We start from the raw sequence: 26,076 nt of genomic DNA on the forward strand, positions 1-26,076 counted from the left end.
CGCTAGCCGCGGCTTGGGCGGGGTACGGAGGCGTGGCTGGTGATGGCAGCAGGATCTGCGGCATGGACGGTCATCACACCCACCTCCTCTAGGTTGTCCGGCGGGCTGGTCAGCCCGGCAACTGGATCAGCTTAGCGCTCACCGGCCGTTTGCGGAATGGTCCGCCGGCACGCCGTCCGGGAAGTAGAGCCGCAGCCCCAGATCCACCAGGTCGACCCGGTCCAGCGTCGGAACCTGATGGAGCGGGATCCAGCGGGCCAGGTCCGTGGATCCGTCGGCCTCGTCGGTCAGTTCGCCGCCGACCACACTGGCCGCGTAGATGACGCGGAAGGCGTGCAGCGGCCGGTGCCCGTGCAGGCGCTTCGCGGCCGGAATGTGCTTGCTGTCCACGCCCAGCAACTGCTCGAGCCTGGCGGCATAGCCGGTTTCTTCCCGGATCTCGCGGACCGCGCCGGTTGCCGCATCTTCGCCGTATTCCAGGCCGCCGCCGGGCAGGGTCCACCGGGGCCAGCCTGCGCCGGTCCAGCGGACCAGCAGCACCGCGCCGTCGGCCACCATCACGCCGTAGGCGGCCACGCGCGTGTCGAATTCCATGCCCCCTAGTCTAGGGCGGCGGGCGGGTCGGCTACCGGCGCTGATGCCGCTGTGCGACGCGGCCAGGGCATCCGTGCGCAGTCCGTCGCGGGCGTGCAGCACGGCGTCTTGGCGGGGAGCGCCGGGGCATTGCGCCGACCCCTGTTGGCGGCTAGAACTAAGACCATGGGCAACGCGCCAGCAGGGTTCCACGGCACAGCGCTGCGGAAGCGGGGCCACCGTGCCTGAGTCCGCCGCAACGGTGCCGCGCGGCCTGATCGCCGACCGCCTGCGCGCCGTGCTGGAGAGCGCCGGACCAGATCCGGCACGGTTCCCGGCGGCTGCCAGGGATTGCCTGGACCGCGCTTACGAAGCAGCCTATGCGGAGAACCATGCGGGCGCCCGGGCCTTGGCGCAGGCCGGCCTCGCCCGGTCCTCGGACGCCGAGCTTGACGTCCGGCTGGGCTTGTATTCGGTGCTGATTGCGCTCGCCCAGCTGGCCGGCGAAGAGAAACAGGCCCGGGAGTATCTCCACGCCCGGATCGCCTTGCTCCGCAGCCACGGGCTGGCGGCCGAGGCCGCGGCAGGTGAACGGCTGGGGACGGCCCTGTTCCGCGAAGCCGGCGACGACGATCTCCCGCTCCTGGAAGCCGAACTCGCCCGCCTGCTGGAGACCCATGCCCCGGGGTCGGTGACGGCCGACGTTCAGCTGGCGATCGCCGTCGTCCGTTCCCAGCGCGGGGAAGCGAAGCCGGCGATCGCGCTGCTGGAAGACGCGGTTGCCGGTTACGAGCACTCCGGCCGGACCGACAGCTTGTCCGGCGCGCTGATGTACCTGGCCAACACCTATCTGCAGGCCGACCAGCCGGAACGGGCCACCGCAGTTGCCGACCGGATGCTGGCATTGCCAGGCAACCGCGCCACCACCGCCAGCATGTGGTTGCTGAAGGCCAATGCCGCCGGCGGCGACGGCGCGGCCGGGCTGGAGGAAGCGCTGACGGCGCTGGAACTGTACGCGGCTGCCGGGGTCCGCAAGGGTGCCATCAGCGCCGCCGTCGTGTTGGCGCGGCTGTGTGCCGGCATCGGCGACTACGAAGACTCGGTACTGGCCTGGCAGGCGGCGGTCGCCCAAGCCGAACGCGGTGAGGTCCAGGAAGAGCTCACGCTGCGCCTGGCGCTGGGAAACCAGCTGCTGGAGGCGGAAGAGTACGAACTGGCCGGCGAGGTGCTGTCCAAGCTGCTGCAGCGGCTGGAACACACCAAGGCGCCCCATGCGCAGGTGGCGCGGGCGTTGATGAGTCTGGGCCATGCGCACCGGCACGCCGGCCGGACGGCCGAGGCGCTGGACTGTTGGCGCCGGGCGGTGGCCGAATTCAGCCACGGCGGCGAGTTCGGCGAGGCGGCCCGCGGCCTGCTGGCGACGGGCACGCTGCTCTCCCGCGAGGACCGCGACAAGGACGCCCTGATCTGCTTCGAGGCGGCGGTGGCCGCCGCCCGCAAGGCCGAGGACGACGACGCCGCGCTGCCGCAGGCCCTGCACGCACTCGGACATGCCCTGTGCGAGGCCGGCGACCCGGACGGGCTCACGGTCTTGGACGAGGCCATCCGGCTGGCGCACCTCTACGGGGCGCGGTGGTACGAGGCGGATTACAGTGACACCCGGGCGAGGGGGCTGTGGGCGCTGGAGGACGGCACCGGCGCGGTCTCGGCGGCGCTGCAGGCGGCCGACCTCTACTCGGCCGCCGACGACGCAGCCTCGGCCGGCAACGCCGAACTTTTCGCGGCCCATGTGCTGGCGGAGATGGGGCGCGCCGATGACGCCGTGCCGATGTTCAAGCTGGTGCTGCAGGAGCCCGACGTCAGCCGCACGCTCCGCGTCGCGGCCCAGCTGGGTCTGGCCTCCGCACTGGACGCCCTGGGCAGGACGGTCGAGGCGGACATCGCCCGCCGGGCCGCGGACGCCGCGGCCGACAGCCCCGACTGACGCCCGGCTGACGCTTCCCGGCGGGATGCCCTGGCCACGCCGGCCGTTGCGCTGCCGGGCCGGGTTCTCATCTTGGTCTCATCTGCGCCGTGGATACTGGTGTCATGCCTCGTACAGCCATCCGCACCGTCCTGGTGGCGCTGGCCGTGCTGCTCGGACTGGGCGCCGGAGGCGCGGCACTGGCCGCCACCCTGCGCGAGCCCGGGCCCACCGACCTGGGCCCGTCCATCAGCGTCACGCAGTCCGGGTCGCCGGCCCCGGCCGGGAGTCCGGCGCCGGAAGCCAGCGCGCCGCCGTCGCCCTCGCCCACGCCGACCGCTTCCCCGTCTCCGTCCGCTCCGCCCCGCCCGCCGGAAGGCAACGGCCCGGTTCCGGTCCAGCCGGCGCCGCCACAGGACTACGACGACGACGGGGACGACTGGGATGACGACGGCGGGGATGATGACTGATTCCGGACTGCCCGGTCCTGCAGAAAAATCCAGGCCAACAGCCACGTCCCGCCACCACCGCCACGCCGCCCGGCGCCGCGGCGGCATGCGGTGTGGCAGCGGCGCCCTCTCCGGCGGCCGTGCATAGGCCGCCGGGCGGACTGTCCGTCCGCGTCCGGGTACTGGCCGCGGTGCTCGCCCTTTCGGCCCTGGGCCTGGTGGTGGCCGGATCGGTGGCGTTCGCATTGCAGCGGTCCCATATCATCCAGCGGGTGGACGACTCGCTGCAGCGCAGCGTCAGCGAGTTCAAGACCTTGGCGGCCACGGGCATTGACCCGGACACGGGCGAGCCCTTCACACAGGCGAGCCGGTTGGTTTTCCTGGCGATGGAGCGGACGCTTCCCTCCGCCAACGAAGGCATGCTCGGCCTCGTGGACGGCAGGGTGACGTACACGGCGAGCCCGTCCGTACAGCTAAGGCTCGAGCAGGATGCCGAACTCGTGGCCCTGCTGGGCCCGGACGCGACTGCGTCCGACCGGGTGGTGCTCACCACGATGCAGACGTCGACCACCACGTACCGAGTAGTCACCGTGCCGGTGCAGCTCTCCTCCGACCCGGCCCACAGCACGTTCGTGCTGGCCTATGATTACGACGCCGAACTGCAGCAGCTGGACAACATCTTCCTGACCTACGCACTGATCGGGTTCGGTTCGCTGGTACTGATCGGCGTCGTCGGCTGGCAGGTCGCCGGCCGGCTGCTGGCGCCGATCCGGCTGGTGCGCGAAACGGCACAACGGATCACCGACGCGGACCTGACCCAGCGCATTCCGGTGAGCGGCAACGACGACATCTCCGAGCTCTCCCGCACGTTCAACGACATGCTGGACCGCCTGGAGGCGTCCATGACGGCGCAGCGGCAGCTGCTGGACGACGTCGGACACGAACTGCGCACCCCCATCACCATCCTGCAGGGCCACTTGGAGCTGCAGGACTCGCGCGACCCGGCAGACGTGGAGTCAGTGCGCGGCATCGCCCTGGACGAACTGGACCGGATGCGGCTGCTCGTTGACGACCTGGTCTTGCTGGCCAAGGCTGAACGTCCGGGCTTCGTGAGCCCGTCCGACGTCGAAGTGGGGCAACTGACCGACGACGTGCTGGACAAGGCGCGGCCGCTGGGCAACAAGCGCTGGGCCGTGGACGCGCGGGCCGAAACCCGCTGGCCGCTCGACGGGCGGCGGATCACCCAGGCCTGGCTGCAGTTGGCGGCCAACGCCGTGAAATTTTCCGAGCCCGGTTCCACGGTGGCGATCGGTTCGGCCGTGCGCGGCAATGAGCTGCGGCTGTGGGTCAGGGACGAAGGAACCGGCATCCTTCCGGAAGACCAGGGCAGGATTTTCGACCGCTTCGCACGCGGCAGCAACGGCACACGGGCGGAAGGCTCGGGACTGGGGTTGACCATCGTCAGCGCCATTGCCGCGGCGCACGGCGGCACCGTGGAACTGGCCTCGGCGCCGGGCGCCGGTTCGACTTTCACCGTCGTGCTCACCGGCCCGGAGGCGGCCGCAGACAAGGAGGAGACAGCGTGAGCCAGATTTTGATCATTGAGGACGAGGACAGGATCAGCTCCTTCGTGGCGAAGGGCCTGAAGGCGGCCGGCTATGTGCCCACGGTCGCCGGCACCGGGCGGGAGGGCTACCAGCTGGCCATGACCGGGGACTTCGAGCTGGTCATCCTGGACCTCGGGCTGCCGGACCAGGACGGTTTCACCGTGCTGCGCCGCCTGCGCGAGGGCAGGAACGACACCCCGGTGATCATCCTCACGGCCCGCAGCTCGGTGGACGACACCGTCGCCGGGCTGGAGAACGGCGCGGACGACTACATGTCCAAGCCGTTCCGGTTCGAGGAGCTGCTGGCCCGGGTGCGGCTGCGCCTGCGCTCCGAGGCGCAACCGGTCGACCTGGCCATCCTGAGCAGCGGCACGCTGAGTCTGGACCTGCGGACCCGGCGGGCCACCGTGGGCGGCCGCGAGGTGGATCTCTCCGCCCGGGAGTTCGCCCTCGCCGAGGCCTTCCTGCGGAACCCGGGCCAGGTGCTCAGCCGCGAGCAGCTGCTCTCGCGGGTCTGGGGATACGACTTCGACCCCGGCTCCAACGTGGTGGACGTGTACGTCCGCTATCTGCGCAACAAGTTGGGGGCGGAGAAGTTCGCCACCGTCCGCGGCATGGGCTACCGGCTCGTCACCGACGCCTGAGGCGGGCGACGAATCAGGCCGCGCCGGCGGCCAGGTCCTCGGCGATGGCAAGCCGCTGCCGGGCATCCTGCTGCCAGCCGTCCCCCTCCCCGGGGGTCTTGGCTCCGGCAACCAGCGACAGCGCCACGCCGGCGGCCCGGCCGCGCAGGGCCGCCGGGTCCACCACGGTGTCGAAGACGGCGGTAAAACGCTCCAGCGCCGCCGGGACATGCACGTACCCCGGGTGTACGGCAGGCAGCACGGCCAGGTGCCCGAGGAAACAGGCCAGGTCGTCCACCAGATGGCCCGGTCCCAGCGAGTCCACGTCCATAAGGCCGGTGACCTTCCCGCCGTCCACCAGCAGGTTCGCCTCGTAAAAGTCGCCGTGGGTCGGAACCACCGGACCGGCGTCGGTGGCCGCCAGCAGCCGTTCCACCCGATCGGCCAGGCCAAATACCCGGTCCTGCTCGTCGGGGAGCACGGCCGCCGCCGCCTTGGCGTAGTCGGCGGCGCGGTCCGCCCAGGCCGGGCGCCGCGAGAGCTCCAGCACTCCGGCCGGGAGCGCATCCAGCAGTGCCAGGAGGGTTTCCGGCGCCAGGCCGGCGGCGCCGTCGTCCATCAGGGCCTGGGCCAGCGGCGTACCCTTCGCCTCCGTTAGCACCACCACGCCGTCGGCCGGGCCCGGGGAGGCTACGGGGGCCGGCAGGCCGGCGTCGGTCAGGAGACGGTGCCGGCGGATCAGCTGTGCGGCCCGGTCCGGACGGACCACCTTCAGGAAGACCTTGTGTCCGCCCTGCACGGCTTCCAGCACGGCCCGCCGCAGCGGCCGGTAGCTGACCATTTTCAGCTCCGCTTCTCCCCCGCCGAAGACGCTGCGTCCCACCGCGGCGGGGTCGCACGCCGCAGGCAGTCCGGCCAGCACCGGGTCGGCCGGGTACAGCCAGGCGGTCAGCGGGACGGGTCCGCCGTCCAGGCGTACCAGCGGAAGCCCGCATTCGGGCACCGGCGCGGTGGTGATGCAGACGTACTCAGTCCGCTCGCCGCCGTCGTGCGCGAGGAGCCGCACGGTGTAGATCCCGGTCGCGCCGGCCCCGGGCCGGTGCTGCAGCTTCGCCAGGTGCCAGGACTGGACCGTGCCGCCGAGGGTGCCGACGGCCAGTTCCAGCGGCTCACGCATGCCGGGACTTTCCAACAGGTCGATGCCGGCGGTCTCGGTGGCCATCAGGTCCGGGTTCGGTGAATCCATGCCTCCATTGCACACCATTGCGGCCCGGAACGCCCGGTACCGCGACCGCGGAGCGGACATGACTGCGGCCCGTCCGGTATGGACGGGCCGCAGTCAACCTGCCGGGGTGCCCCGGGTCAGGCGCGCCTGCGCTGCAGGACGTCGTCCAGGTTGAGGCGGTTCGCGGCCGACTGCTGGCCGGAGGCCTCGGCGGCTGAGGCGCCGTCCTCCGGCTGCTGTCCGGCGGCCGCCTGCTCGGATGTCCGGGCGGCCTCGTCGGTCCGCTGCGCGGCGGTCTGCTTGATCGACGTCTTGGTCTGCGGCTTCTTGACCTCGGGAGCCGGCAGCGGCGCCGGAGCGGGGCGCGTGGCCTTGGCCGCGCCGACGTACGTCGGCTTGGGCACGTCGACCGGCTGCCAGGGAGTGCCGGACGGTTGCCCCGGTGCGGCGGTGTCGCCGGCGTCTGCGGCCACCTTCAAGGCTTCCTCGCGCAATTCGGCGGCTGTCAACCGGGCCGGGCCGTCCTGGGCGGGCTGCGGCGCCGCCTCGGTGTCCCCCGCTGCACCGTCAAACAATTCCGTGGGCTTCGCGGGAGCCCTCGCGGCCCCCGCCGGCTGCGCTGCCGATGCCGCGCGGGCGGCCTGCCGGGCGCGTGCGGCGGCGCGGTTCCTGCGATCGCGGACTGCCAGGGAGCGCAGGGTGACGACGACGGCGACGGCCGCCAGCAGCGCGAAGCCCGGGACGCGGCCCGAGACTACGCCAGCCAGCGCGAGGGCTCCGCCGACGACGAAAACCAACAGTGCCGAGGCCCCGGCAAGTGCCAGCGCGGTCCGGCCGTAGCGGATGCGGAACTCGGGCTGCCGGGCGGGCCGGGGCACGGGCGACGAGGTCGAGGGTGCCGGCTGGGCGTTGTATTCCATGATGATCCCCTGGTTGCCGCCGGAGGCGGTTGCGGGTACTGAAACTAGTGGTGCTGCGTGTCCCGGCGCCGATTCAACCATCGCGGGACGGAATGCTCCGCGGAGCACATACGGTCCTACCCAGACAAACCACAGCCCGACGATGACCGCCAAGATCACAGAGCTCTGAATGTCCACTCTCAAAACCGTAGAAGCTCAAGCATGCCGTACGCGGCATTCATCACGGTGTGTCGGATAACGATTCCGCGCGGCGCTGCCTTATGGTGTCGGTCCGACGTCGCCGTGCTCCAGCCAGCGGTCCAGCAGGCCGCCGGGAACCTCCTCGGCAGTGAGCGCGAAACTGCGGTGGTCCGCCCAGGCCCCGTTAATGTGCAGGTACCGCGGGCGCAGCCCTTCGTCGCGAAAGCCGAGCTTCTCCACGACGCGCAGGCTGGGGCGGTTCTCCGGCCTGATGTTGATTTCCATCCGGTGCAGCCCGAGCGTTTGGAAGCAGTGGTCGGTCGCCATGGCCACCGCCGTGGGCGCTATCCCGCGGCCGGCACAGGCCTCATCCACCCAGTACCCCAAGGTGGCCGACATCGCAGAGCCCCAGACGATGTTGGAGACGGTCAGCTGCCCGACCATCGCCGGCTTGGGCCTTCCTGCCCGCAGTTCGGTGATGATCCAGGGCAGGGCCGTGGCCAGCCGCGCCTGGTGCTTGAGCGAGCGGACCATCTCGGAGAACGACGGCAGATACCCGCCCGGAGCCGGGTTCGTGGCTTCCCACGGTTCCAGCCAGCGGGCATTGCGGCGCCGCACGGCGGTCCACTCGCCCCGGTCCCGGTACCGGATCGGGCGCAGCGATAAGTCACCGCATGCAAGCGTCGCTGGCCAGATAGCCGGTCCGTACCCCATGTGAAGTTCTTCGCGGTCGCGACGGGCTCAGTCGCCCGAGCCGTCGATGAAGCCCTTCAGCCAGGAACGCAGTTCCGTGCCGATGTCTTCGCGCTCGGAGGCGATGGTCACGACGGCCTTGAGGTAGCTGAGCTTGTCGCCGGTGTCGTATCGGCGCCCGGTAAAGACCACGCCGTACACGCCGCCGCCCTCGCCTTCGCGGCCGGCCAGGGCTTCGAGCGCATCGGTCAACTGAATTTCGCCGCCCCGGCCCGGCTTGGTGTCCTCCAGCACGTCGAAGACGGCCGGGTGCAGCACGTAACGGCCGATGACCGCCAGGTTGGACGGGGCCTCGTCCGGCGAAGGCTTCTCCACCAGTTCGTTAATCCGTACGTAGCTGCCGTCCCCCATCGGGGTGACGTCGGCGCAGCCGTAGGCGCTGATCTGCGCGGGGTCGACTTCCATCAGGGCGACCACGGAGCCGCCGGTCTGCTGCTGGACCTCGATCATCTGGGTCAGCAGGTCGTCTTGTTCGTCAATCAGGTCGTCTCCGAGCAGCACGGCGAACGGTTCGTCGCCCACGTGCTGGCGGGCCCGAAGGACTGCGTGGCCGAGGCCCAGCGGATCCCCCTGGCGCAGGTAGTGGATGTCAGCCAGCTCCGAGGCCGCCTGCACGGCGGCGAGCTTCTCCACATCGCCTTTCTCCTCCAGGATCTGCTCGAGGTTGGGCACGCGGTCGAAGTGGTCTTCCAGCGGCCGCTTGTTGCGGCCGGTGATGACCAGGACGTCGCTCAAGTCCGCGCGCACCGCTTCTTCGACCACGTACTGGATGGCCGGCTTGTCCACTACAGGGAGCATTTCCTTGGGCATGGCCTTGGTGGCGGGCAGGAAACGGGTTCCCAGCCCGGCGGCCGGAATGACTGCTTTGCGTACCGTGCGATGAGGCGTCATGAATTCAGACTACCGAACGAAGCTGCGAAGCAAGCCGATCCGACGGGAAAGCAACTACGATGTCGGCCATGGAGAAGCAGACCGGCATGGACAAGGAAACCGCCCGCGCATTCTTCCGGGCCCGCCGCCGGGCACGTCCCGAGGAAGACCGGATTCGGGCCGGAACCGCCCTGGCGCGGCAGGTGCTGGACGGTCTCCGGCGGCTGAACGTCCCGGCCGGGACCACCGTGCCGGCCTACCTGTCCGTCGGTTCCGAACCGTCCACGCGCATGCTGCTGCCGGCCCTCGAGGAGGCCGGTTACAGGGTGGTGGTCCCGATCTGTGAACCGGACTACCGGCTCAGCTGGGCGCACTGGTTCAGCGGCGTGGAGCTGGCCCGCAGCCCTCGGGCCTGGATAGACGAGCCGGTCGGAGAACGCTTCGGACCGGAAATCATGGCCGGCCTGCCGCTGGTGCTAGTGCCCGGGCTGGCCGTGGACTCCGCCGGCAACCGGATGGGCCAGGGCGGCGGTTATTACGACCGGTTCCTGGCGTCGCTGGGCGACGGCGAAGCCCGCCCGAAGTTCGTCGGGGTTTTTTACTCCGACGAGGTGGTGGCGGCGGGCGCCTTCGAGTTCACCGCGCTGGACGCGCCGCTGGACGGCGCCGTGTCCCCCGAGGGCTGGACGTGGTTCCCCGGTCGGACGGTGTAGAATTGGCACTCTGAGCGGGTGAGTGCCAACGCCTGGCCGGGCGCCTCCTGCTCCAGCCAAGTTTTTTTCAGGAGGAATTACTGTGCCCACGTACGCCTACGCCTGCAAAGACTGCGCCCATGCCTTCGACATCCAGCAGTCCTTCAGTGATGAATCGCTGACCGTTTGCCCCGAATGCGGCGGCAACCTGCGCAAGAAGTTCAACAGCGTCGGGGTCGTCTTCAAGGGCTCGGGCTTCTACCGCACCGATTCCCGCGACTCTTCCACGGCCGGCTCCGTTCCCGCCGCCTCCCCGGGGTCCGCTGGCTCCGGGTCCGCTGCCTCTTCCGAGGCGGCGAAGCCAGCTGCGGCCGAGGCCTCGAAGCCTGCCGCCGCCCCGGCTCCGGCCGCAGCCGCCAGCTAGCCGCGCCGGGAGCCCGCGGCCGCTCCTACACTGCGAACCGGCGGCGGTACTGCATCCACAGGTGCGCTCACCCCGCTGACCGTGGGCGCCCGTGTGCTTCTAGCGTGGCCGCATGCCCACCGCTGCCGCCCCGTCCCGCACCGCCCGCCCTGCACTGTCGCCGCGCCGGCTGCTGCGGCGGCACTACCGGCTGCTTGCCGCCCTGCTGCTCTGCGCGGCCGCGGCACTGGTCGTGCAGCAGCTGACCCCGGCGCCGAACCCCACTGATTCCGTGGTGGTCGCAGCGTCCGATCTCCCGGCCGGCGCCCTCTTGTCCGCCGACGACCTGGAAGTGGCTGAACTGCCGGCCGGTGCCGTCCCGGAGGGTGCCGCCGACAGCCCGTCCCTGCTGGTGGGCCAGCGCCTGGCGACGGCGCTGCACGCCGGTTCTCCGGTCGTGGACACCTCGATCGTCGGGCCGGGCCTGTTAACGGGGGCGCGGCAGGGGACGGTGGCAGTGCCGGTGCGCCCCGCCGACCCCTCCACGGTCCAGTTGGTGTCGCCGGGCCGGTTGGTGGACATCGTCCTCAGCAGCGGCAACGGGTTCGAAGAACCGGCCGAAACCACAGTCCTGGCGCGGGCCGTTCCGGTGTTGTGGAAAGCCGACGACGGCGCTGCGCCGACTTCGCTGCTCGGCGCGGGCGTGCCCGACGGGCTGGTGGTCGTGGCAGCCGCACCGTCGGACGCCACCGCGCTGGCCGGCGCCTCCAGCCGGGGCAACGTCTTCCTCGTGTTGGTCGGCTGAGGACCGCCCCGGGTCGGCCGGCCCGCAGACCGGCTCCCGGCCTAGCCCCAGTGCGGCGGGCGCTGCTCGCGCAGCCAGGCGTCCCGGTCCTCTTCCCGGTCGCCCCACGCACGGGGGTCGTCCTCCGACGCCTTGGTGGGCAGCGTCGGCGACTGGTTGCGCCTGGCCCGGCGCGGCCGCAACCGGTCGTCGCCGGCATCGCCTGGCTCGTCTGCCGAACCCGCGGCGTGCGGGGACCCCTCCGCCTGCGGTGCCTGCTCCGCCGGCTCCGGCCTCCGCGGGGTGGCCGGACGGTCGTCCTTGTCTGCCGGTTCTTCCGGCTTGTGCAGTCCCAAGTAGCCTCCGATCAGGTCTGCGCACTTCTCCGGATCCGTGAACACCTCGATGGTCCACAGCGTCAGCGGCCGCCAGCCCAACCGCTCGAGCTGTTGCGGGCGCAGCCGGCTGCGCTCGCGCACGGTCAGCTCCTGGTACTGCTGGCTGCCGTCCGATTCCAAGGCCACCGGCAGGGTCGGTTCAACATCCGGCGAATACTGTACCGATCCCGTGCTGGCCGCGATGTCGATGACTCCGTAGTAATGATCCCAGACCCGTGCGCCGCGGGTGCGGATGCGCTCCACCAGGTCCGCGACCAGCGGGTCGTCGATTCCGGGAGAGATTTCGGGCGCCGTGAACCGGCCGTCGCCGAGGTGGCGGTCCAGCAGGTCATGGAAGTCGAGGGCTCCATGCCGCAGCCGCTCGGGGTCCAGGTCCTCGGGGCGGAAGCAGCTGAGCACGTGCAGCGACTGCCGGGAACGGGTCACCGCGGTCGCGAAGAGCGCCCGCCCGTGCGGCGCGGACAGGGGTCCGAAGTCGTGCACCGCACGCCCGTGCGGCGTGCGGCCAAAGCCGAGCGAGAAGATCACGTCGTCGCGGACCAACCCGGACGCGCGTTCGACGGGAACCACCCGGAAGGGCTCCTGGCGGCGGTGGAAGAAATCTGCCGCCGCCGGGTAATTGGGCATCTGCAGCCGGATGGCCTCCGCGACGCGGGCGGCGTGCCGGGCGCTGGCCGTCACCACCGCCAGCGACCGCGACGGCCGAAGGCTGATGTGCTCGAAGACGAGGTCCACCACGCGGTTGAGTTCGGCCGGGACGCTTTCCACGCCTTCGTGTCCGGCGCCGGGCATCCCGGTACCGTCGGGCAGATATTCCACTTCCAGCCCGCCCCCGCGGATGGAGCTGGCGCCGGGCAGCCGGGACAGCGAACCGCCGTAGAACTTCTCGCTCAACGACCGGGTCAGGTCCAGGTCCACGGCACGATAGGCGGTGGTCAGCGCCACCACCGGCAGCACCTCGGAGAGCGCGTGGAAGCAGCTGGCCAACGGTTGCGGGGCTTCGCCGGTAACGGGATCGTTCCGCCGGTCCACGTTGACTTCGAAAGGCTCGGCGCGGCCCAACTCGCCGTCGCCGAACGCCACCACCTGGTGCGCCCGGGAGAGCGCGGTCAGCGCCGACGGCAGGCTGGTGGCTTCGGCGTCGAGGACGATCACGGCATCGAAGTGCTTGCCTTCCGGGAGCAGCAGCGGCAGCACCAGCGGGGAGGCAGTCCAAATCGGCAACAGGGCCGAAACGAGGGACTCCGACTGCTGCCCCAGGGCGGCCAGTGTGGGTTCGCCGGCCTTGAGCAGGTCGCGCAACCGCTGCGCGGCTTTGGGCTTGCTCTTGAGCGAGTGCCGCCAGTTCTGTGCCAGTTCCCAGCGCAGCCGGGCGGGCCCGGACGCGATGTGCGCGTTGTCCGCGAGCCGGTAGACAGCCTCGAGCTTGCGCAGGTTGTCGCCGTCGGACATGGCGAGGTAGTCGTCGCCGCTGATCATCGCTTCGAGTGCCGACTGCCACCACGCCAGGTCCAGTTCCGCACTGACCTCGTTCGCGCCGACTTCGCGTTTGGCCAGATCGTCCAGCAGTTCGGTCAGGCCGTGTTCGCGCATCTGCTCCAGCAGCAGCGTCCGTTCGGGCAGGTTCACCAGCGTTTCGCGGTCCGCGGCCAGGGCGTCGAGCTGTTCCTGGAGTTCGCCGTCGGGCAGGGCCGCGAGGGCACGGTCTTCGGGCACCGGCGCCAGCAGTGCGGCCAGTTTCCCGAGGCGTTGTGCCACCTCCCGGTAAAAGCCGTTCAGGTCCGCCAGCCCGGAGGGCACCGCCGGATGGCGCTGCGACGTCGCGTAGTCGGCCCACTTTGTCCGCTGCTGCTGCACCTCGAAGAGGGATTCATGCAGGTCGGAGATGTGCACGCCCGGGCGGATGTATTCCTTGGCCACCTTGCGCAGCCGGGACCGCGTCATCGAACTCATTTCGATTCCGCGGTCGCGCCGCCAGGAACTCGGCGCGGTCGCGGAAATCAGGTCGGTGACCGGCCGGTCGAAGATGTCCGGGGTGAACTTGTCGAGGCTGCCGCGGACCTCCACCAGCAGCTGGAGCTGTTCCCCCCACTCGCGGAACGTCCCGGCGAGGGCGATCTGCGAATGTTCGGCGACCTTGTTCATCCGTTCGCGCAGCCGCGGAACGTCCTTGGCGAGGTCGGCGGCCAGCTGGTGGGCGTCTTCGGTTTCCTTGCGGTTGAGCAGCTTGGCACCGAACCACGGGCTGGTGGTGGCGGACTTGCTGAAGCTGCCCAGCTCGGCTGCCCGGACCAGCCGGGCCGCCAGCTCCGCCCGGTCGGTGATGCTGTCCAGCACCGACCGCTTCAGCCGCACGGTGGTCGCCGGCGCCGGATCGAGCGAGGTGAGCTTGGCCAGCGACTGCATAGCCTGGTAGGGGGAACAGCGCCAGCGGCTGCGCACGTTGTGCAGCGACTTCACATGCTCCAGGAGCTTGTGCCGGTGCTCGGTGAGGGTGGTGTGCAGCTTCTGAAGCTGCGGCTCCTGCGCCTTTTCGCTGCGGCTGATCGCGCGGATCAGCGCCCGGCGCAGCTGTTCCGGCGTCAGGTCCCCGCTCAGCTGCAGCGCCAGCGACCCCAGGTCCACGGTTTCCAGCTGCTGCGCGAACTCCGTCAGCGTGCCGCGGCGCTCGGCCACCACCAGCACGCTCTTGCCCTCGTAGGCCAGCGCCGCCGCAGCGTTGAGTGCGGTCTGGGTCTGCCCGGTGCCCGGCGGCGCCGAGACCACCAGCGAGTGCCCGGCCTGGACGAGGTCCAGCACCTGTTGCTGGGCGGCGTCGGCGTCGAGCAGCAGGAACTCGTCCTGCGGATCGCGTTCGTCGATCGGCGGCAGCTCCACCTCCGGCACGGGCACCGCGTTGCGGCCGGCCAGCGGACGGGGTCCGGCCTGGGAGCCGGCGCCGGCCTCGGCCAACGCGCGGATCACCGGATGGCCGGCATCGAGAAGGACCGGGTCCGTGACCGCTTCCAAGTCCGCAAAGGTCGACACCAGGAGATGGTGTTCGATGGTCATGTTCCGCACGTCGGCGGTGAGCAGGCGCAGACGTTCCAGCACGGGGTGCGGATCCAGGCGGGCGGTGCTGTAGGCCAGCCGTGCGGTCGCCTCGGCATCGATGCCGACCCCCTGCTCCGCGGACAGGTGGCGGACCAGGGCCGGGTTCAGCCGGGCGCGGTCGGTCAACTGCAGTTCGAAGTCGTCCTGGCTGGGGCGAACGGCCAGCGCCACCGGGATCAGCATCACCGGGGCGTTCAGCGCCTCCGACCGGCCGACCTCGGGAACCCGCCAGGACGCGGTGCCGGCGGCCAGGTACCCGACGTCGATGCCGCGGTCGGAGCCCAGTTCGTAGATCTTGGCGCGCAGGCTGCGGGCGGTGCGCATGGCCGCGGCGTACTGGTTCGGCTCGCGCAGCAAGGTGGAAAGACGGGTGCGGCGCCCGGCCAGCAGCTGCGCCAGGCCGGAGGGGTGGGCATGCGTCAGGTCAATGCTGTTCGACGACGTCGGGGCGAACCGCAGCAAGGTGTCCGACCCGGCAAGATCTCCCAGGTTTTCCAGCCACGATGCCACAACGTCTTCAGCAGCCTCAGCTACGCTGGCCAGCGACACGGCTGCCCCCTTTACTTCACTCTCGGCGACTTGCCTGGACCACAACGGCATGTCAAACAAGGTATCGGACTTTAAACGCCAAACGGGCGACCGCAACACTGCTCGGCGAAATTGCCTTGCAGTTCATCCGCAGCTGCGCCGCGGCTGGGCAGCGGTCGCCCGTTGTGGCTACTCCCACTCGATGGTTCCCGGCGGTTTGCTCGTCACGTCGAGCACCACGCGGTTGACGCCGTCCACTTCGTTGGTAATGCGGTTGGAGATCCGGGCCAGCAGGTCATAGGGGAGCCGCGACCAGTCTGCGGTCATCGCGTCCTCGGAGGAGACCGGACGGAGCACGATCGGGTGTCCGTAGGTGCGGCCGTCGCCCTGCACGCCCACGCTGCGCACGTCGGCCAGCAGGACCACCGGCATCTGCCAGACTTCCTGGTCCAGGCCGGCGGCGGTCAGTTCGGCGCGGGCGATCGCGTCCGCCTTGCGCAGCAGGTCCAGGCGCTCCTGCGTGACTTCGCCGATGATCCGGATGCCAAGGCCCGGGCCGGGGAACGGCTGGCGTCCGACGATTTCGGCCGGCAGGCCCAGCTGGGCGCCGACGGCACGGACTTCGTCCTTGAACAGCGTCCGCAGCGGCTCAACCAGCTCGAACTGCAGGTCCTCGGGCAACCCGCCCACGTTGTGGTGGCTCTTGATGTTGGCGGCGCCCTCGCCGCCGCCGGACTCGACCACGTCCGGGTAGAGCGTTCCCTGCACCAGGAACTTCACCGACTCCCCTTCGGCGGCGGCCTCGGCCAGCACCGCTTTCTCGGCGGCTTCGAAGGCGCGGATGAACTCGCGGCCGATGATCTTGCGCTTGGTCTCCGGGTCGGTGACGCCGGCCAGCGCCGACAGGAAACGCTGCTGCTCGTTGGCTACGTACAGCTTCACGCCCGTGGCCGCGACGAAGTCACGCTCCACCTGCTCGGCCTCGCCCTCGCGCAACAGTCCGTGGTCCACGAAGACGCAGGTCAGCTGGTCGCCGACCGCGCGCTGCACCAGGGCCGCGGCAACGGCGGAGTCCACGCCGCCGGACAGCCCGCAGATCACGCGGGAATCGCCGATCTGGGCGCGGATGCGCTCCACCTGCTCGTCCACGATGTTGCCGGTGGTCCAGTTGGGCTCCAGCCCGGCGCCACGGAAGAGGAAGTTCTCGAGCACCCGCTGGCCGTGGGCCGAATGCTTGACCTCGGGGTGCCACTGCACGCCGTACAGCCTTTTCTCGTCGTTCGCGAAGGCGGCCACCGGGGCGCCGGCCGTGCTGGCCAGCACGTCGAATCCTGCGGGGGCCTCCTGCACCGAATCGCCGTGGCTCATCCAGGTGTTCTGGACGGAGGGCACGCCGGCCAGGATGGACCGGCCCTCCCCCACCGCGGTGGCGTCCGTGGCGCCGTACTCGCGCAGGCCGGTCTTTGCCACCTTGCCGCCCAGGGCGTTCGCCATGGCCTGGAAGCCGTAGCAGATGCCGAACACCGGGACGCCGGCCTCGAACAGGTCCGCGCCGACGTTCGGCGCCCCTTCGGCGTAGACGCTGGAGGGCCCGCCGGAGAGGATGATGGCCACCGGGTTCTTGGCCATCAGCTGTTCGGTGGTGTAGGTGTGCGGAACGATTTCGGAATACACGTTGGCCTCGCGCACGCGGCGGGCGATCAGCTGCGCGTACTGGGCCCCGTAGTCAACGACGAGGACGGGCCGGTGGTCCGTAGTGGCGGGGGGAGGAGTAGTCACCCTTACAGGATAGTCGCCGCGTCCGGGGCCACGCACTTTGGCGTCCGGCCCCGCCGCGTGAGCTAGCGCACGACGGCGGGTGCCCACCCGCCGTCGCGCCCCGGCACCGCGGCGGGTGCCCGGCGCCTGTCAGTAGCGCTTGGCGGCCTCGGGATGGGCGGCCAGTTCTTCTTCCACCTCGCGGTGCACCTTGCGTTCCAGGATGATGGACAGGAACGGGATCACGCCGCCCAGGGCGATCAGCACGAACTTGCTGAACGGCCAGCGCATGAGCGACCAGAGCCGGAAGTCGGCAATCAGGTACAGCACGTACAGCCAGCCGTGCGCTATCAGCACCGCGATGGACAGGTTCATGCCGTCGATCACCGACGGTTCGGCCTGCGCCAGTCCCAGCGCGAAGGTCTCGCCCGTCAGGGTGTTGGTGGCCCCGGCGAACAGGAACAGGTTGAAGCCGTACCGCAGCACCATCTCCACGCAGAGCAGCAGCAGCATGATGCCGGTGATGTAGGAGGTGACCTTGTAGAAGGTCAGGGCGGAGCGGATCTGGGCGTGGGTTCCGCCGAAGCGGCGTTTGGCCGGACGCTGGGTCGCGGCGGAACGGTCGGGGGCGTTTTCGGTCACGTGGACTACCTCGTTGTGTGGGGTGTGCTGGGTGTGGTCTGGTCGGCGGCGTCGCCGCCGTGGCGGGCGCCTGCCTGGCCTGCCGCGCTCCCCCGCCCGGCTTCGGCAGCATGGCGGGCTGCTTCGGCCGCGTCTTCGGCTGCCTCCAGGTCGCGGCGGTAGTCGTCGGCCACCAGCCGCCACCAGAGGAAGATGGCGAATCCGGCGAACACCACCCATTCCACCGCGTAGAAGACGTTCATCCAGTTGACCGGCGCTTCCTGTGGCTGCGGCCCGACAACCACCGGCTGCATCGATGTCCCGTCGGTCGCGGTGCCCAGATCGGTGCCGCCCACGGTGAAGCCGGTCCCGACCACGAAGCCGGAGTAGCCGGGCGCGTTCCAGCGGTTGATCAGCTCGGCCGCGGACAGCGAAGCGACCTGGCCGGCGGGCAGGGTTCCGGGCAGCGGAGCTTCGGTGGGCAACAGGCGCCCGACGACGGTGGCCTCGCCTTCGGGGGCGGGAACGGCGTCCGCCGGTTCCTCGACCCAGCCGCGCACGACAGGGATGACCACGCCTTCGCCGAACTGCTCCACGCCGTCCACCGCGAACGGGTCGACCACCCAGAAACCTTCTTCCCCGTCCTGCAGGCGGTTTTGGACCAGCACCTGTCCGCCGGGGACGAAGCTGCCGTCGAAGGTGACCATTTGGTCCGCGGTGGCGGCCGTCATCGGGATGCCCGGTTCAAAGACGTCGGTGAGCGGCTTGACGGCTTCCGTCTCGCCGGGGGGCGGGGGCGGTTCGCTCTGCGACGTGGAAAACTGCCACTGGCTCAGCAGCACGAACACCGTGGACAGCGCCAGCGCAAGCACCAGAGCCGCTATCCAGCGGGGTTTCAGGGCAGTCTTGAGCACCCATTAAAGGTACTTCGCAACCATGTAGAAAACGAATCCTGCCCGGCGCCCTCAGGCCAGCGGAACGATGTCGTCAACGCCCATACGGGCGCTGTCGGCGGTGACGTCGTCAGGCTGCTCCTGGCTGAGCCGTTCGGCTTCCACGCGGGCCAGGTAGTGCTTCACCTCGCGTTCCACCTGCCCTTCACTCCAGCCGAGGAGGGGCGCCATCAGCTTGGCGACGACCGGCGCGGCGGAGACACCGCGGTCCCAGGCCTCGATGGAGATCCGGGTCCGGCGGGTGAGCACGTCGTGGATGTGCCGGGCTCCCTCGTGCGTGGTCGCATAAACAACCTCGGCCGCCAGGTAGTCGTCGGCACCGGGCAGCGGTTCGGCCAGCTCCGGCCGTTCGGTGATGATGTCCAGCACCTCGCCGACCATGGATCCGTAACGGTTGAGCAGGTGTTCCACCCGGGCCACGTGGATGCCCGTTCGGTCCGCCGTGCGGCTGCGCTTGTTCCATGCTGCCTTGAAACCGGAGGCGCCGAGCAGCGGGATGGTGTCCGTGCAGCTGGGCGGGACGCGCTCGTCGAGGGCCCGTGCCGCCTCGTCCACGGCGTCCTTGGCCATCACGCGGTAGGTGGTGTACTTGCCGCCGGCCACCACCACCAGTCCGGGGACCGGGTGCGCCACCACATGTTCGCGCGAGAGCTTGGCGGTGGAGTCGTTCTCGCCCGCCAGCAGCGGCCGGAGCCCGGCGTAGACGCCCTCGACGTCCTCCCGGGTGAGCGGACGCTGGAGCACTTGGTTGACATGGTCCAGCAGGTAGTCGATGTCCTTGGACGAGGCCGCGGGGTGGGCCTTGTCCAGGTTCCAGTCGGTGTCGGTGGTGCCGATGATCCAGTGCCGCCCCCACGGAATCACGAACAGCACGGACTTCTCGGTGCGCAGGATCAGCCCCACCGTGGACTGGAACCGGTCACGCGGCACCACCAGGTGGATCCCCTTGGAGGAACGCACGCTCAGCTGGCCCCGTTCGGTCACCATGGCCTGGGTTTCGTCCGTCCACACGCCGGTGGCGTTGACCACCTGCTTGGCCCGGATGTTGAACTCGCTGCCGTCCTCCTGGTTCCGCACCCGGGCGCCGACCACGCGTTCGCCCTCGCGCAGGAAATCGACCACCGCCAGTCGGTTCGCCGCGTGCGCCCCGAACGCCGCTGCGGTGCGGACAATGTTGACCACCAGCCGGGCGTCGTCCACCTGCGCGTCGTAGTAGCGGATGGACCCCACCATGGCGTCCTTCTTCAGGCTGGGCGCCGCCCGGAGGGTCCCCCGCCGGGACAGGTGCTTGTGGAAGGGGACGCCGCGGCCGCGGCCCGAGGCGATGGCCAGGGCGTCGTACAAGGCCACGCCCGCGCCGACGTAGGGCCGCTCCACGTACCGTTTGGTCAGCGGGTACAGGAACGGCACCGGCCGCACCAGGTGCGGCGCGATGCGCTCCAGCAGCAGTCCCCGTTCCTGCAGGGCCTCGCGGACCAAGGCGAAGTCCAGCATCTCCAGGTACCGCAGCCCGCCGTGGATCAGCTTGGAAGACCGGGAGGACGTGCCCGAGGCCCAGTCCCGGGCTTCGACGATGCCCACGTCGAGCCCGCGGGTCACCGCGTCCAGGGCGGCCCCGGCACCCACCACCCCGCCGCCGACGATCAGCACGTCCAGCTCGGCCCCGCGCTCCTGTGTGGCGCGCAGGGCGGCCAGCGCCTGCTCGCGGCTCTCGGGACTCAGGGCTCCGGTGGTCATCGCCTATCAGCCTCCCAGCATGATCAGATCAGTCGCCCGCCTGGATCGGCGCCAGCACCACTTCGCAGCGCTGGAACTCTTTCAGGTCGGAGTACCCGGTGGTCGCCATCGACCGGCGCAGCGCACCGACCAGGTTGGAGGTTCCGTCGGTGTGGTTGGACGGGCCGTGGAGCACCCGCTCCAGCGGTCCGACGGTTCCCACGTTCACGCGGTCGCCCCGGGGCAGTTCGTCGTGGTGGGCCTCCTGGCCCCAGTGCCAGCCCCGGCCCGGCGCTTCCTCCGCCCGGGCCAGCGCGGAACCGAGCATCACGGCGTCGGCTCCCATGGCGATGGCCTTGACGATGTCGCCGCTGAAGCCCACGCCGCCGTCGGCAATCACATGCACGTAGCGGCCGCCCGATTCGTCCATGTAGTCCCGGCGCGCGGCCGCCACATCGGAGATCGCCGACGCCATCGGGGCGTGGATGCCCAGCGCCCGGCGCGTGGTTGTCGTCGCTCCCCCGCCGAAGCCCACCAGCACGCCGGCGGCGCCGGTGCGCATCAGGTGCAGGGCCGGGGTGTAGCCGGCGGCGCCGCCGACGATCACGGGCGTGTCCAGCTCGTAGATGAACTGCTTCAGGTTCAGCGGTTCCTGCGTCTTGGAGACGTGTTCGGCGGAGACGGTGGTGCCGCGGATCACGAAGATGTCCACGCCGGCGGCCACCACGGTCTTGTAGAACTCCTGGGTGCGCTGCGGCGTCAGCGAGCCGGCCACGGTCACCCCGGCTTCCCGGATCTCGGCCAGCCGGGAGGTGATCAATTCCGGCTGCACGGGCGCGGAGTAGAGCTCCTGCATCCGCTTGGTCGCGGCCGGGCTGAAGTTCTCGGTGCCCAGCGCGGCGATCTCGTCGAGCACCGGCAGCGGATCCTCGTACCGGGTCCACAGGCCCTCGAGATTGAGGACGCCCAGGCCGCCCAGCTTGCCCAGCGCGATGGCGGTGGCCGGCGACATGACCGAGTCCATCGGCGCGGCGATGACCGGGGCGTCGAACGTATACGCGTCGATCTGCCAGCTGACCGAGACGTCCTTCGGATCGCGCGTCCGGCGCGAGGGGACGATCGCCACGTCGTCGAGGGAGTAGGCTCGGCGCCCACGCTTGCCACGGCCAATTTCAATCTCGTAAGTCACGGCTCTAGGTTATCCCACCGCTGGAACGCTTCACCGTGGAACGGGCAGGGACAGGACTTTCGCCGGCGCCCAGCGGACAGGGCGGACCCCCTCGTGTCGACCGCAAGGCACTCCTCTTCCGACTGCTGGCGTCGTCCCGGCGCAGGCGGTACGCTCGACCTGCCGCACGGCAGGCAAGCGCACCGTAGGCCCGCTCGCTATACGGTTGCCGCCGGCCGGCCGCAGGTAGCCGGAGCGGGAAGTGGTCAGTCATGGGAGGAAGATTCCGGCGGTCCGTTGAGCGCATGCGACCGTTCGCGAGTGGCGTGGCGGCCACCCTATGTTTTGGCGTCGCCGGGCTGGTCTGGTCCATGCCCTCCCGTCGTTCGCGCCGGTTGCGGAGAGCCGCATCGTGTACCGTTTGCGCTGTCCACCAGCGGGTGCAGGGTGTCGCCCTCTTTGTGGTGGCGGCCCTCCTGGTTGCGGGAGCCGGGGCCCGCTTCCAGGAGGCGCTCTCCCCGCCAATCGTTTGCCACAGCCATATCACCGCCGACGGACAGATCAAGCCCGAGCCGCGTCTGCAGATTTCACCACCGGCCCCGTGGCGCATCACCCGCAATTTCCTGGTCGCCCCTATCAGCGGCGTCGGGGTCCTGACCGGGCGCAGCCTTGATATGGAAGCGTGCACAGGACCGTCGCTGTTGGTCATGTTCTGGCCCCCGCCGCGAACCAGTGGTGGCGGAACAATGCTCGGCGACGTGTTCGTTGCGTGGATGCCGCCGGTAGACCCAGCGGGCCCATTGAGCGTCAACGGATATGGCATAGCCGATGAGGGCCAGTACGTCCGCTACGGCCCGAACATCTCCCAGACCCGGGCCGGGGACGAGGCCCTCGCCATCCACGAGTCGCGGCATGTTGACCAGTGGGCCGTAGCTAACTTGCTCGCCGGCCCGTTCGCATTTCCGGCGGCATACATCATCGACGGGGCACTGTTCCCCTCCTCACGCAACCACTTCGAGCGGGCCGCCGGATTGTCCTACGGGGCGTATCCGCCCGCGCCGGATAACTGGCCGGCGCCGCGCTGGCCCGACACCGCGGCCCTCGTGCTCATCGCGCTTCTGATCTTCCGACGCCGGCTCCGTTGGCTCACCCGCGTCGCGGTCGGCGGCCGCTTGCACACCCGTGCCCACGCACCGATGCGCTGTCCCGTCCATACGCGCGGCTGGTCGCGGCCCGTGGGCGCGCCCCCGGTGCTGTCGCCGCCCCGCTGACCGCCCCGGCTCACCGCCGGCGCGGTGTTGGCGAAAGTCCTGCCGCTGGTTAACGCGAGGGGCGCCGCTCCCCCTGTTGTGGGGAACGGCGCCGCCGAAGACTGCGGGACTACCGCTTGTAGTTCGGTGCCTCCACGGTCATCATGATGTCGTGCGGGTGGGACTCCTTCAGCCCCGCCGCCGTGATCCGCACGAACTTGCCTTTGGCCTTCAGCTCGGCGACGCTGCGGGCACCGGTGTAGAACATCGTCTGGCGCAGGCCGCCCACCAGCTGGTGCGCGACGGCGGAGAGCGGGCCGCGGTACGGCACCTGGCCTTCGATGCCCTCGGGGATCAGCTTCTCGTCGTCCGGCACGTCGGCCTGGAAGTAGCGGTCCTTGGAGTAGGAAGTGTTCTTGCCGCGCGTCTGCATGGCCCCCAGCGAGCCCATGCCGCGGTAGGCCTTGAACTGCTTGCCGTTGACGAACACCAGGTCGCCCGGGGACTCTGCGGCCCCGGCCAGCAGCGAACCGAGCATCACGGTGTCCGCGCCGGCGACCAAGGCCTTGCCGATGTCGCCGGAATGCTGCAGGCCGCCGTCGGCAATCACCGGGATGCCGGCCGGGATGGCCGCCTTGGCCGACTCGTAGATCGCGGTGATCTGCGGGACGCCCACGCCGGCGACCACGCGGGTGGTGCAGATGGAGCCCGGGCCCACGCCCACCTTAATGGCGTCGGCGCCGGCGTCGACCAGCGCCTGCGCGCCCTCGCGGGTGGCGGCCTGACCGCCGATCACGTCCACATGGGCCGCGGCCGGGTCCTTCTTCAGCCGGGCGATCATGTCCAGCACGCCCTGGCTGTGGCCGTTGGCGGTATCCACCACCAGCACGTCCACGCCGGCCTCGATCATGGTCATGGAGCGCTCGTAGCCGTCGCCGAAGAAGCCGACCGCCGCGCCGACGCGCAGCCGGCCGTCGTCGTCCTTGGTGGCCAGCGGGTACTGCTCCGCCTTGTCGAAGTCCTTGACGGTGATCAAACCCTGCAGCATGCCGGCGTCGTCCACCAGCGGGAGTTTCTCGATCCGGTTCTTGCCCAGCAGTTCAATGACTTCCGGACGGCTGATGCCCACCTTGCCCGTGATCAACGGCATGGAGGTCATCACCTCATGCACCTTGGTGGTGGGATAGTCGGCGCGGGGCACGAAACGGGTGTCTCGGTTGGTGCAGATGCCCACGAGCTTGCCCTCGGAGTCCACCACGGGCAGTCCGGACACGCGGTAGTTGTAGCAAAGCTCGTCCAGTTCGGCCAGCGTGGCATCCGGGGCGATGGTCACCGGATTGGTGATCATGCCGGACTCACTGCGCTTGACCCGGTCCACGTGCTCGGCCTGGTCCTGGATGGACAGGTTGCGGTGGATGACGCCCAGGCCGCCCTGGCGCGCCATGGCGATGGCCATCCGCGATTCCGTCACGGTATCCATGGCGGCGGAGAGGAGCGGGGTCTGGACCGTGATGCGGCGGGTCAGCCTGGAGCTGGTGTCGGCCTCGGACGGAATCACATCCGTCGGGCCGGGCAGCAGGAGCACGTCGTCGTAGGTCAGACCCTCGAAAGCGAACGGATTAAATTCTTCGGACACTGCAGGGCCTTTCGAACGATACCGGTGGCGGCCGCCAGTCACCGACAGCGAGAATCGGTTTCCGGGGTTGGTTACATCCTAAAACGATTCCGCCCCGCCCACTATTTCCCGCGGACACCGATGTGGCGGAGCTAACGCGGGCGGACAACACGTGGGCGCCCACGACGACGGAGGGGACCCTGCCACGGGCAGGATCCCCTCCGGACGGGCGAGGCCCGACCAGCAGCTGGCGGCGTGCGCTAGTGCTGGTGGTTGTGCTCGTCCTCTTCGGCCGGCTTCTCGACGACCAGGGTTTCGGTGGTCAGCACCAGTGCCGCGATCGAGGCTGCGTTGCGCAACGCCGAACGGGTCACCTTCACCGGGTCGATGATGCCGGCGGCGACGAGGTCCTCGTATTCGCCGGTGGCGGCGTTGAAGCCGTTGTTGACCTCCAGCTCGCCGACCTTGGAGACGACGACCATGCCCTCGTGGCCGGCGTTTTCCGCGATCCAGCGCAGCGGCTGGGCCAGCGCACGGCGGACCAGGCCGACGGCGGTGGCTGCGTCGCCCTCGAGCGCCAGCACGTTCGGGTCGGTCTCCAGAGCCTGGGCGGCGTGCACCAGGGCGGTGCCGCCACCGGCCACGATGCCTTCTTCCAGGGCAGCGCGGGTGGAGGACACGGCGTCCTCGATCCGGTGCTTCTTCTCCTTCATTTCGACCTCGGTGGCAGCGCCGACCTTGATCACGCCGATGCCGCCGGACAGCTTGGCCAGGCGCTCCTGGAGCTTCTCGCGGTCCCAATCGGAATCGGTGCGCAGCACCTCTGCCTGCAACTGGGCCACGCGGTCGGCCACGTCGGCCTCGGAACCGGCGCCGTCAACGATGGTGGTGTTGTCCTTGGTGACGGTGATGCGGCGTGCCGTACCCAGCACCTCGAGGCCCACCTGGTCCAGCTTCAGGCCGAGGTCCGCGGACACGACCTGGGCGCCGGTGAGCACCGCGATGTCCTGCAGCATGGCCTTGCGGCGGTCGCCAAAGCCCGGTGCCTTCACGGCGGCAACGTTCAGGGTGCCGCGGATCTTGTTGACCACCAGGGTGGAGAGGGCTTCGCCGTCGATGTCTTCGGCGATGATGAACAGCGGCTTGTTGGCCTGCAGCACCTTTTCCAGCAGCGGCAGGAACTCCTGCACCGTGGAGATCTTGCCCTGGGAGATCAGGATCAGCGCGTCCTCGAGGACTGCCTCCTGGCGCTCCTGGTCGGTGACGAAGTACTGCGACAGCAGGCCCTTGTCGAACTGCATGCCCTCGGTGAGCACCAGCTCGGTCTCCATGCTGGAGCCCTCTTCGATGGTGATGACGCCGTCCTTGCCCACCTTGTCGAACGCTTCGGCCAGCAGCTTGCCGACCTCGGGGCTCTGGGCGGAGATGGTGGCGACCTCGGCGACCTTGCCTCCGACCTCGCGGGCGTTCTCCAGCAGGCGGGCGGCCACGGCCTCGACCGCTACCTCGATGCCGTGCTTGAGGGCGCCGGGGGCGGCGCCGGCGGCCACGTTGCGGAGGCCTTCCTTCACCAGGGCCTGGGCCAGGACGGTAGCGGTGGTGGTGCCGTCACCGGCAACATCGTTGGTCTTGGTGGCGACTTCCTTGGCCAACTGCGCGCCGAGGTTCTCGTACGGATCGTCGAGTTCCACCTCGCGGGCGATGGTCACGCCGTCGTTGGTGATGGTGGGGGCGCCCCACTTCTTGTCCAGGACCACGTTGCGGCCACGTGGACCGAGGGTGACCCGGACGGTATTGGCGAGCTTGTCGACGCCGGCTTCCAGCGCCCTGCGGGCAGCGTCGTTGAACTCCAACTGCTTTGCCATGAATTTGTTCCTTTCACGCAAAATGCCCCGGCTGCGCTGCTATAGGAGGCAGCCGGGGCATTTCGGTTG

21 protein-coding genes are annotated in these 26,076 nt (G+C 69.9%); 8 read left to right on the forward strand and 13 right to left on the reverse strand.

Annotation, left to right across the window (positions count from 1 at the left end; genetic code table 11):
• Positions 1–138: 138 nt before the first annotated feature.
• The gene (locus tag AC5RVD_RS09620; protein ID WP_494126807.1) at positions 139–594 is read right to left on the reverse strand and encodes an NUDIX hydrolase; all 456 of its coding nucleotides are present in this window, start codon (positions 592–594) and stop codon (positions 139–141) included.
• 220 nt (positions 595–814) lie between these two features.
• Between AC5RVD_RS09620 and AC5RVD_RS09625 the strand changes: the two genes are divergently transcribed.
• From AC5RVD_RS09625 to AC5RVD_RS09640, 4 genes are all read left to right on the forward strand, one after another.
• On the forward strand, positions 815–2,557 hold the full coding sequence (locus tag AC5RVD_RS09625; RefSeq protein ID WP_494126808.1) for a tetratricopeptide repeat protein: 1,743 nt from the start codon (positions 815–817) through the stop codon (positions 2,555–2,557).
• Positions 2,558–2,661: 104 nt separating this feature from the next.
• Positions 2,662–3,006 carry a hypothetical protein gene (locus AC5RVD_RS09630; RefSeq protein ID WP_494126809.1) on the forward strand — a complete coding sequence of 115 codons (345 nt, stop codon included), beginning with the start codon at positions 2,662–2,664 and terminating at the stop codon, positions 3,004–3,006.
• Between the two features lie 92 nt (positions 3,007–3,098).
• Complete coding sequence (locus tag AC5RVD_RS09635) at positions 3,099–4,571, forward strand: sensor histidine kinase (protein WP_494126810.1); 1,473 nt, start codon at positions 3,099–3,101, stop codon at positions 4,569–4,571.
• On the forward strand, positions 4,568–5,236 hold the full coding sequence (locus AC5RVD_RS09640) for a response regulator transcription factor (protein WP_494121865.1): 669 nt from the start codon (positions 4,568–4,570) through the stop codon (positions 5,234–5,236). The genes AC5RVD_RS09635 and AC5RVD_RS09640 overlap by 4 nt, the downstream gene beginning before the upstream one ends.
• A 13-nt stretch (positions 5,237–5,249) precedes the next feature.
• Here AC5RVD_RS09640 and AC5RVD_RS09645 read toward each other — a convergent pair whose 3' ends face one another.
• From AC5RVD_RS09645 to galU, 4 genes are all read right to left on the reverse strand, one after another.
• Complete coding sequence (locus AC5RVD_RS09645) at positions 5,250–6,461, reverse strand: phosphotransferase (protein WP_494113727.1); 1,212 nt, start codon at positions 6,459–6,461, stop codon at positions 5,250–5,252.
• 116 nt (positions 6,462–6,577) lie between these two features.
• The gene (locus AC5RVD_RS09650; RefSeq protein WP_494126811.1) at positions 6,578–7,537 is read right to left on the reverse strand and encodes a hypothetical protein; all 960 of its coding nucleotides are present in this window, start codon (positions 7,535–7,537) and stop codon (positions 6,578–6,580) included.
• An 81-nt stretch (positions 7,538–7,618) separates the two neighbouring features.
• Positions 7,619–8,254: a GNAT family N-acetyltransferase gene (locus tag AC5RVD_RS09655; protein WP_494113634.1), complete on the reverse strand. Its 636-nt coding sequence runs from the start codon at positions 8,252–8,254 to the stop codon at positions 7,619–7,621.
• A gap of 27 nt (positions 8,255–8,281) precedes the next feature.
• Positions 8,282–9,184 (reverse strand): UTP--glucose-1-phosphate uridylyltransferase GalU, encoded by a 903-nt coding sequence (galU, locus tag AC5RVD_RS09660; RefSeq protein ID WP_494113635.1) that lies wholly within the window; start codon positions 9,182–9,184, stop codon positions 8,282–8,284.
• Between the two features lie 68 nt (positions 9,185–9,252).
• Between galU and AC5RVD_RS09665 the strand changes: the two genes are divergently transcribed.
• The 3 genes from AC5RVD_RS09665 (at position 9,253) to cpaB (ending at position 11,063) form a co-directional block, all read left to right on the forward strand.
• Positions 9,253–9,876 carry a 5-formyltetrahydrofolate cyclo-ligase gene (locus tag AC5RVD_RS09665; protein ID WP_494126812.1) on the forward strand — a complete coding sequence of 208 codons (624 nt, stop codon included), beginning with the start codon at positions 9,253–9,255 and terminating at the stop codon, positions 9,874–9,876.
• Positions 9,877–9,958: 82 nt separating this feature from the next.
• The gene (locus AC5RVD_RS09670; protein WP_494126813.1) at positions 9,959–10,279 is read left to right on the forward strand and encodes an FmdB family zinc ribbon protein; all 321 of its coding nucleotides are present in this window, start codon (positions 9,959–9,961) and stop codon (positions 10,277–10,279) included.
• 112 nt (positions 10,280–10,391) lie between these two features.
• On the forward strand, positions 10,392–11,063 hold the full coding sequence (gene cpaB, locus AC5RVD_RS09675) for a Flp pilus assembly protein CpaB (RefSeq protein WP_494126814.1): 672 nt from the start codon (positions 10,392–10,394) through the stop codon (positions 11,061–11,063).
• Positions 11,064–11,104: 41 nt separating this feature from the next.
• Here cpaB and AC5RVD_RS09680 read toward each other — a convergent pair whose 3' ends face one another.
• From AC5RVD_RS09680 to AC5RVD_RS09705, 6 genes are all read right to left on the reverse strand, one after another.
• On the reverse strand, positions 11,105–15,133 hold the full coding sequence (locus AC5RVD_RS09680) for a DUF4011 domain-containing protein (protein WP_494126885.1): 4,029 nt from the start codon (positions 15,131–15,133) through the stop codon (positions 11,105–11,107).
• A gap of 117 nt (positions 15,134–15,250) precedes the next feature.
• Positions 15,251–16,840, reverse strand: a complete 1,590-nt coding sequence (gene guaA / locus AC5RVD_RS09685; RefSeq protein WP_494113639.1) for a glutamine-hydrolyzing GMP synthase — start codon at positions 16,838–16,840, stop codon at positions 15,251–15,253.
• Positions 16,841–16,969: 129 nt separating this feature from the next.
• Positions 16,970–17,461 carry a DUF3817 domain-containing protein gene (locus tag AC5RVD_RS09690; protein WP_494113640.1) on the reverse strand — a complete coding sequence of 164 codons (492 nt, stop codon included), beginning with the start codon at positions 17,459–17,461 and terminating at the stop codon, positions 16,970–16,972.
• Positions 17,462–17,466: 5 nt separating this feature from the next.
• Positions 17,467–18,354, reverse strand: coding sequence for an SURF1 family protein (locus AC5RVD_RS09695; RefSeq protein WP_494126815.1), 888 nt, complete (start codon positions 18,352–18,354; stop codon positions 17,467–17,469).
• Positions 18,355–18,405: 51 nt separating this feature from the next.
• Positions 18,406–20,130, reverse strand: a complete 1,725-nt coding sequence (locus AC5RVD_RS09700) for a glycerol-3-phosphate dehydrogenase/oxidase (protein WP_494113642.1) — start codon at positions 20,128–20,130, stop codon at positions 18,406–18,408.
• Positions 20,131–20,158: 28 nt separating this feature from the next.
• Positions 20,159–21,298, reverse strand: a complete 1,140-nt coding sequence (locus AC5RVD_RS09705; protein WP_493988978.1) for a GuaB3 family IMP dehydrogenase-related protein — start codon at positions 21,296–21,298, stop codon at positions 20,159–20,161.
• A gap of 419 nt (positions 21,299–21,717) precedes the next feature.
• On the opposite strand from AC5RVD_RS09705, the gene AC5RVD_RS09710 reads away from it, so the two are divergent.
• Positions 21,718–22,548, forward strand: a complete 831-nt coding sequence (locus tag AC5RVD_RS09710; RefSeq protein ID WP_494126816.1) for a hypothetical protein — start codon at positions 21,718–21,720, stop codon at positions 22,546–22,548.
• A 109-nt stretch (positions 22,549–22,657) separates the two neighbouring features.
• Here AC5RVD_RS09710 and guaB read toward each other — a convergent pair whose 3' ends face one another.
• Complete coding sequence (guaB, locus tag AC5RVD_RS09715) at positions 22,658–24,163, reverse strand: IMP dehydrogenase (RefSeq protein WP_493988976.1); 1,506 nt, start codon at positions 24,161–24,163, stop codon at positions 22,658–22,660.
• Positions 24,164–24,402: 239 nt separating this feature from the next.
• Positions 24,403–26,007, reverse strand: a complete 1,605-nt coding sequence (gene groL, locus AC5RVD_RS09720) for a chaperonin GroEL (RefSeq protein WP_494113644.1) — start codon at positions 26,005–26,007, stop codon at positions 24,403–24,405.
• Positions 26,008–26,076 lie beyond the last annotated feature (69 nt).

This window comes from Arthrobacter sp. THG-b23 (genome assembly GCF_059091265.1).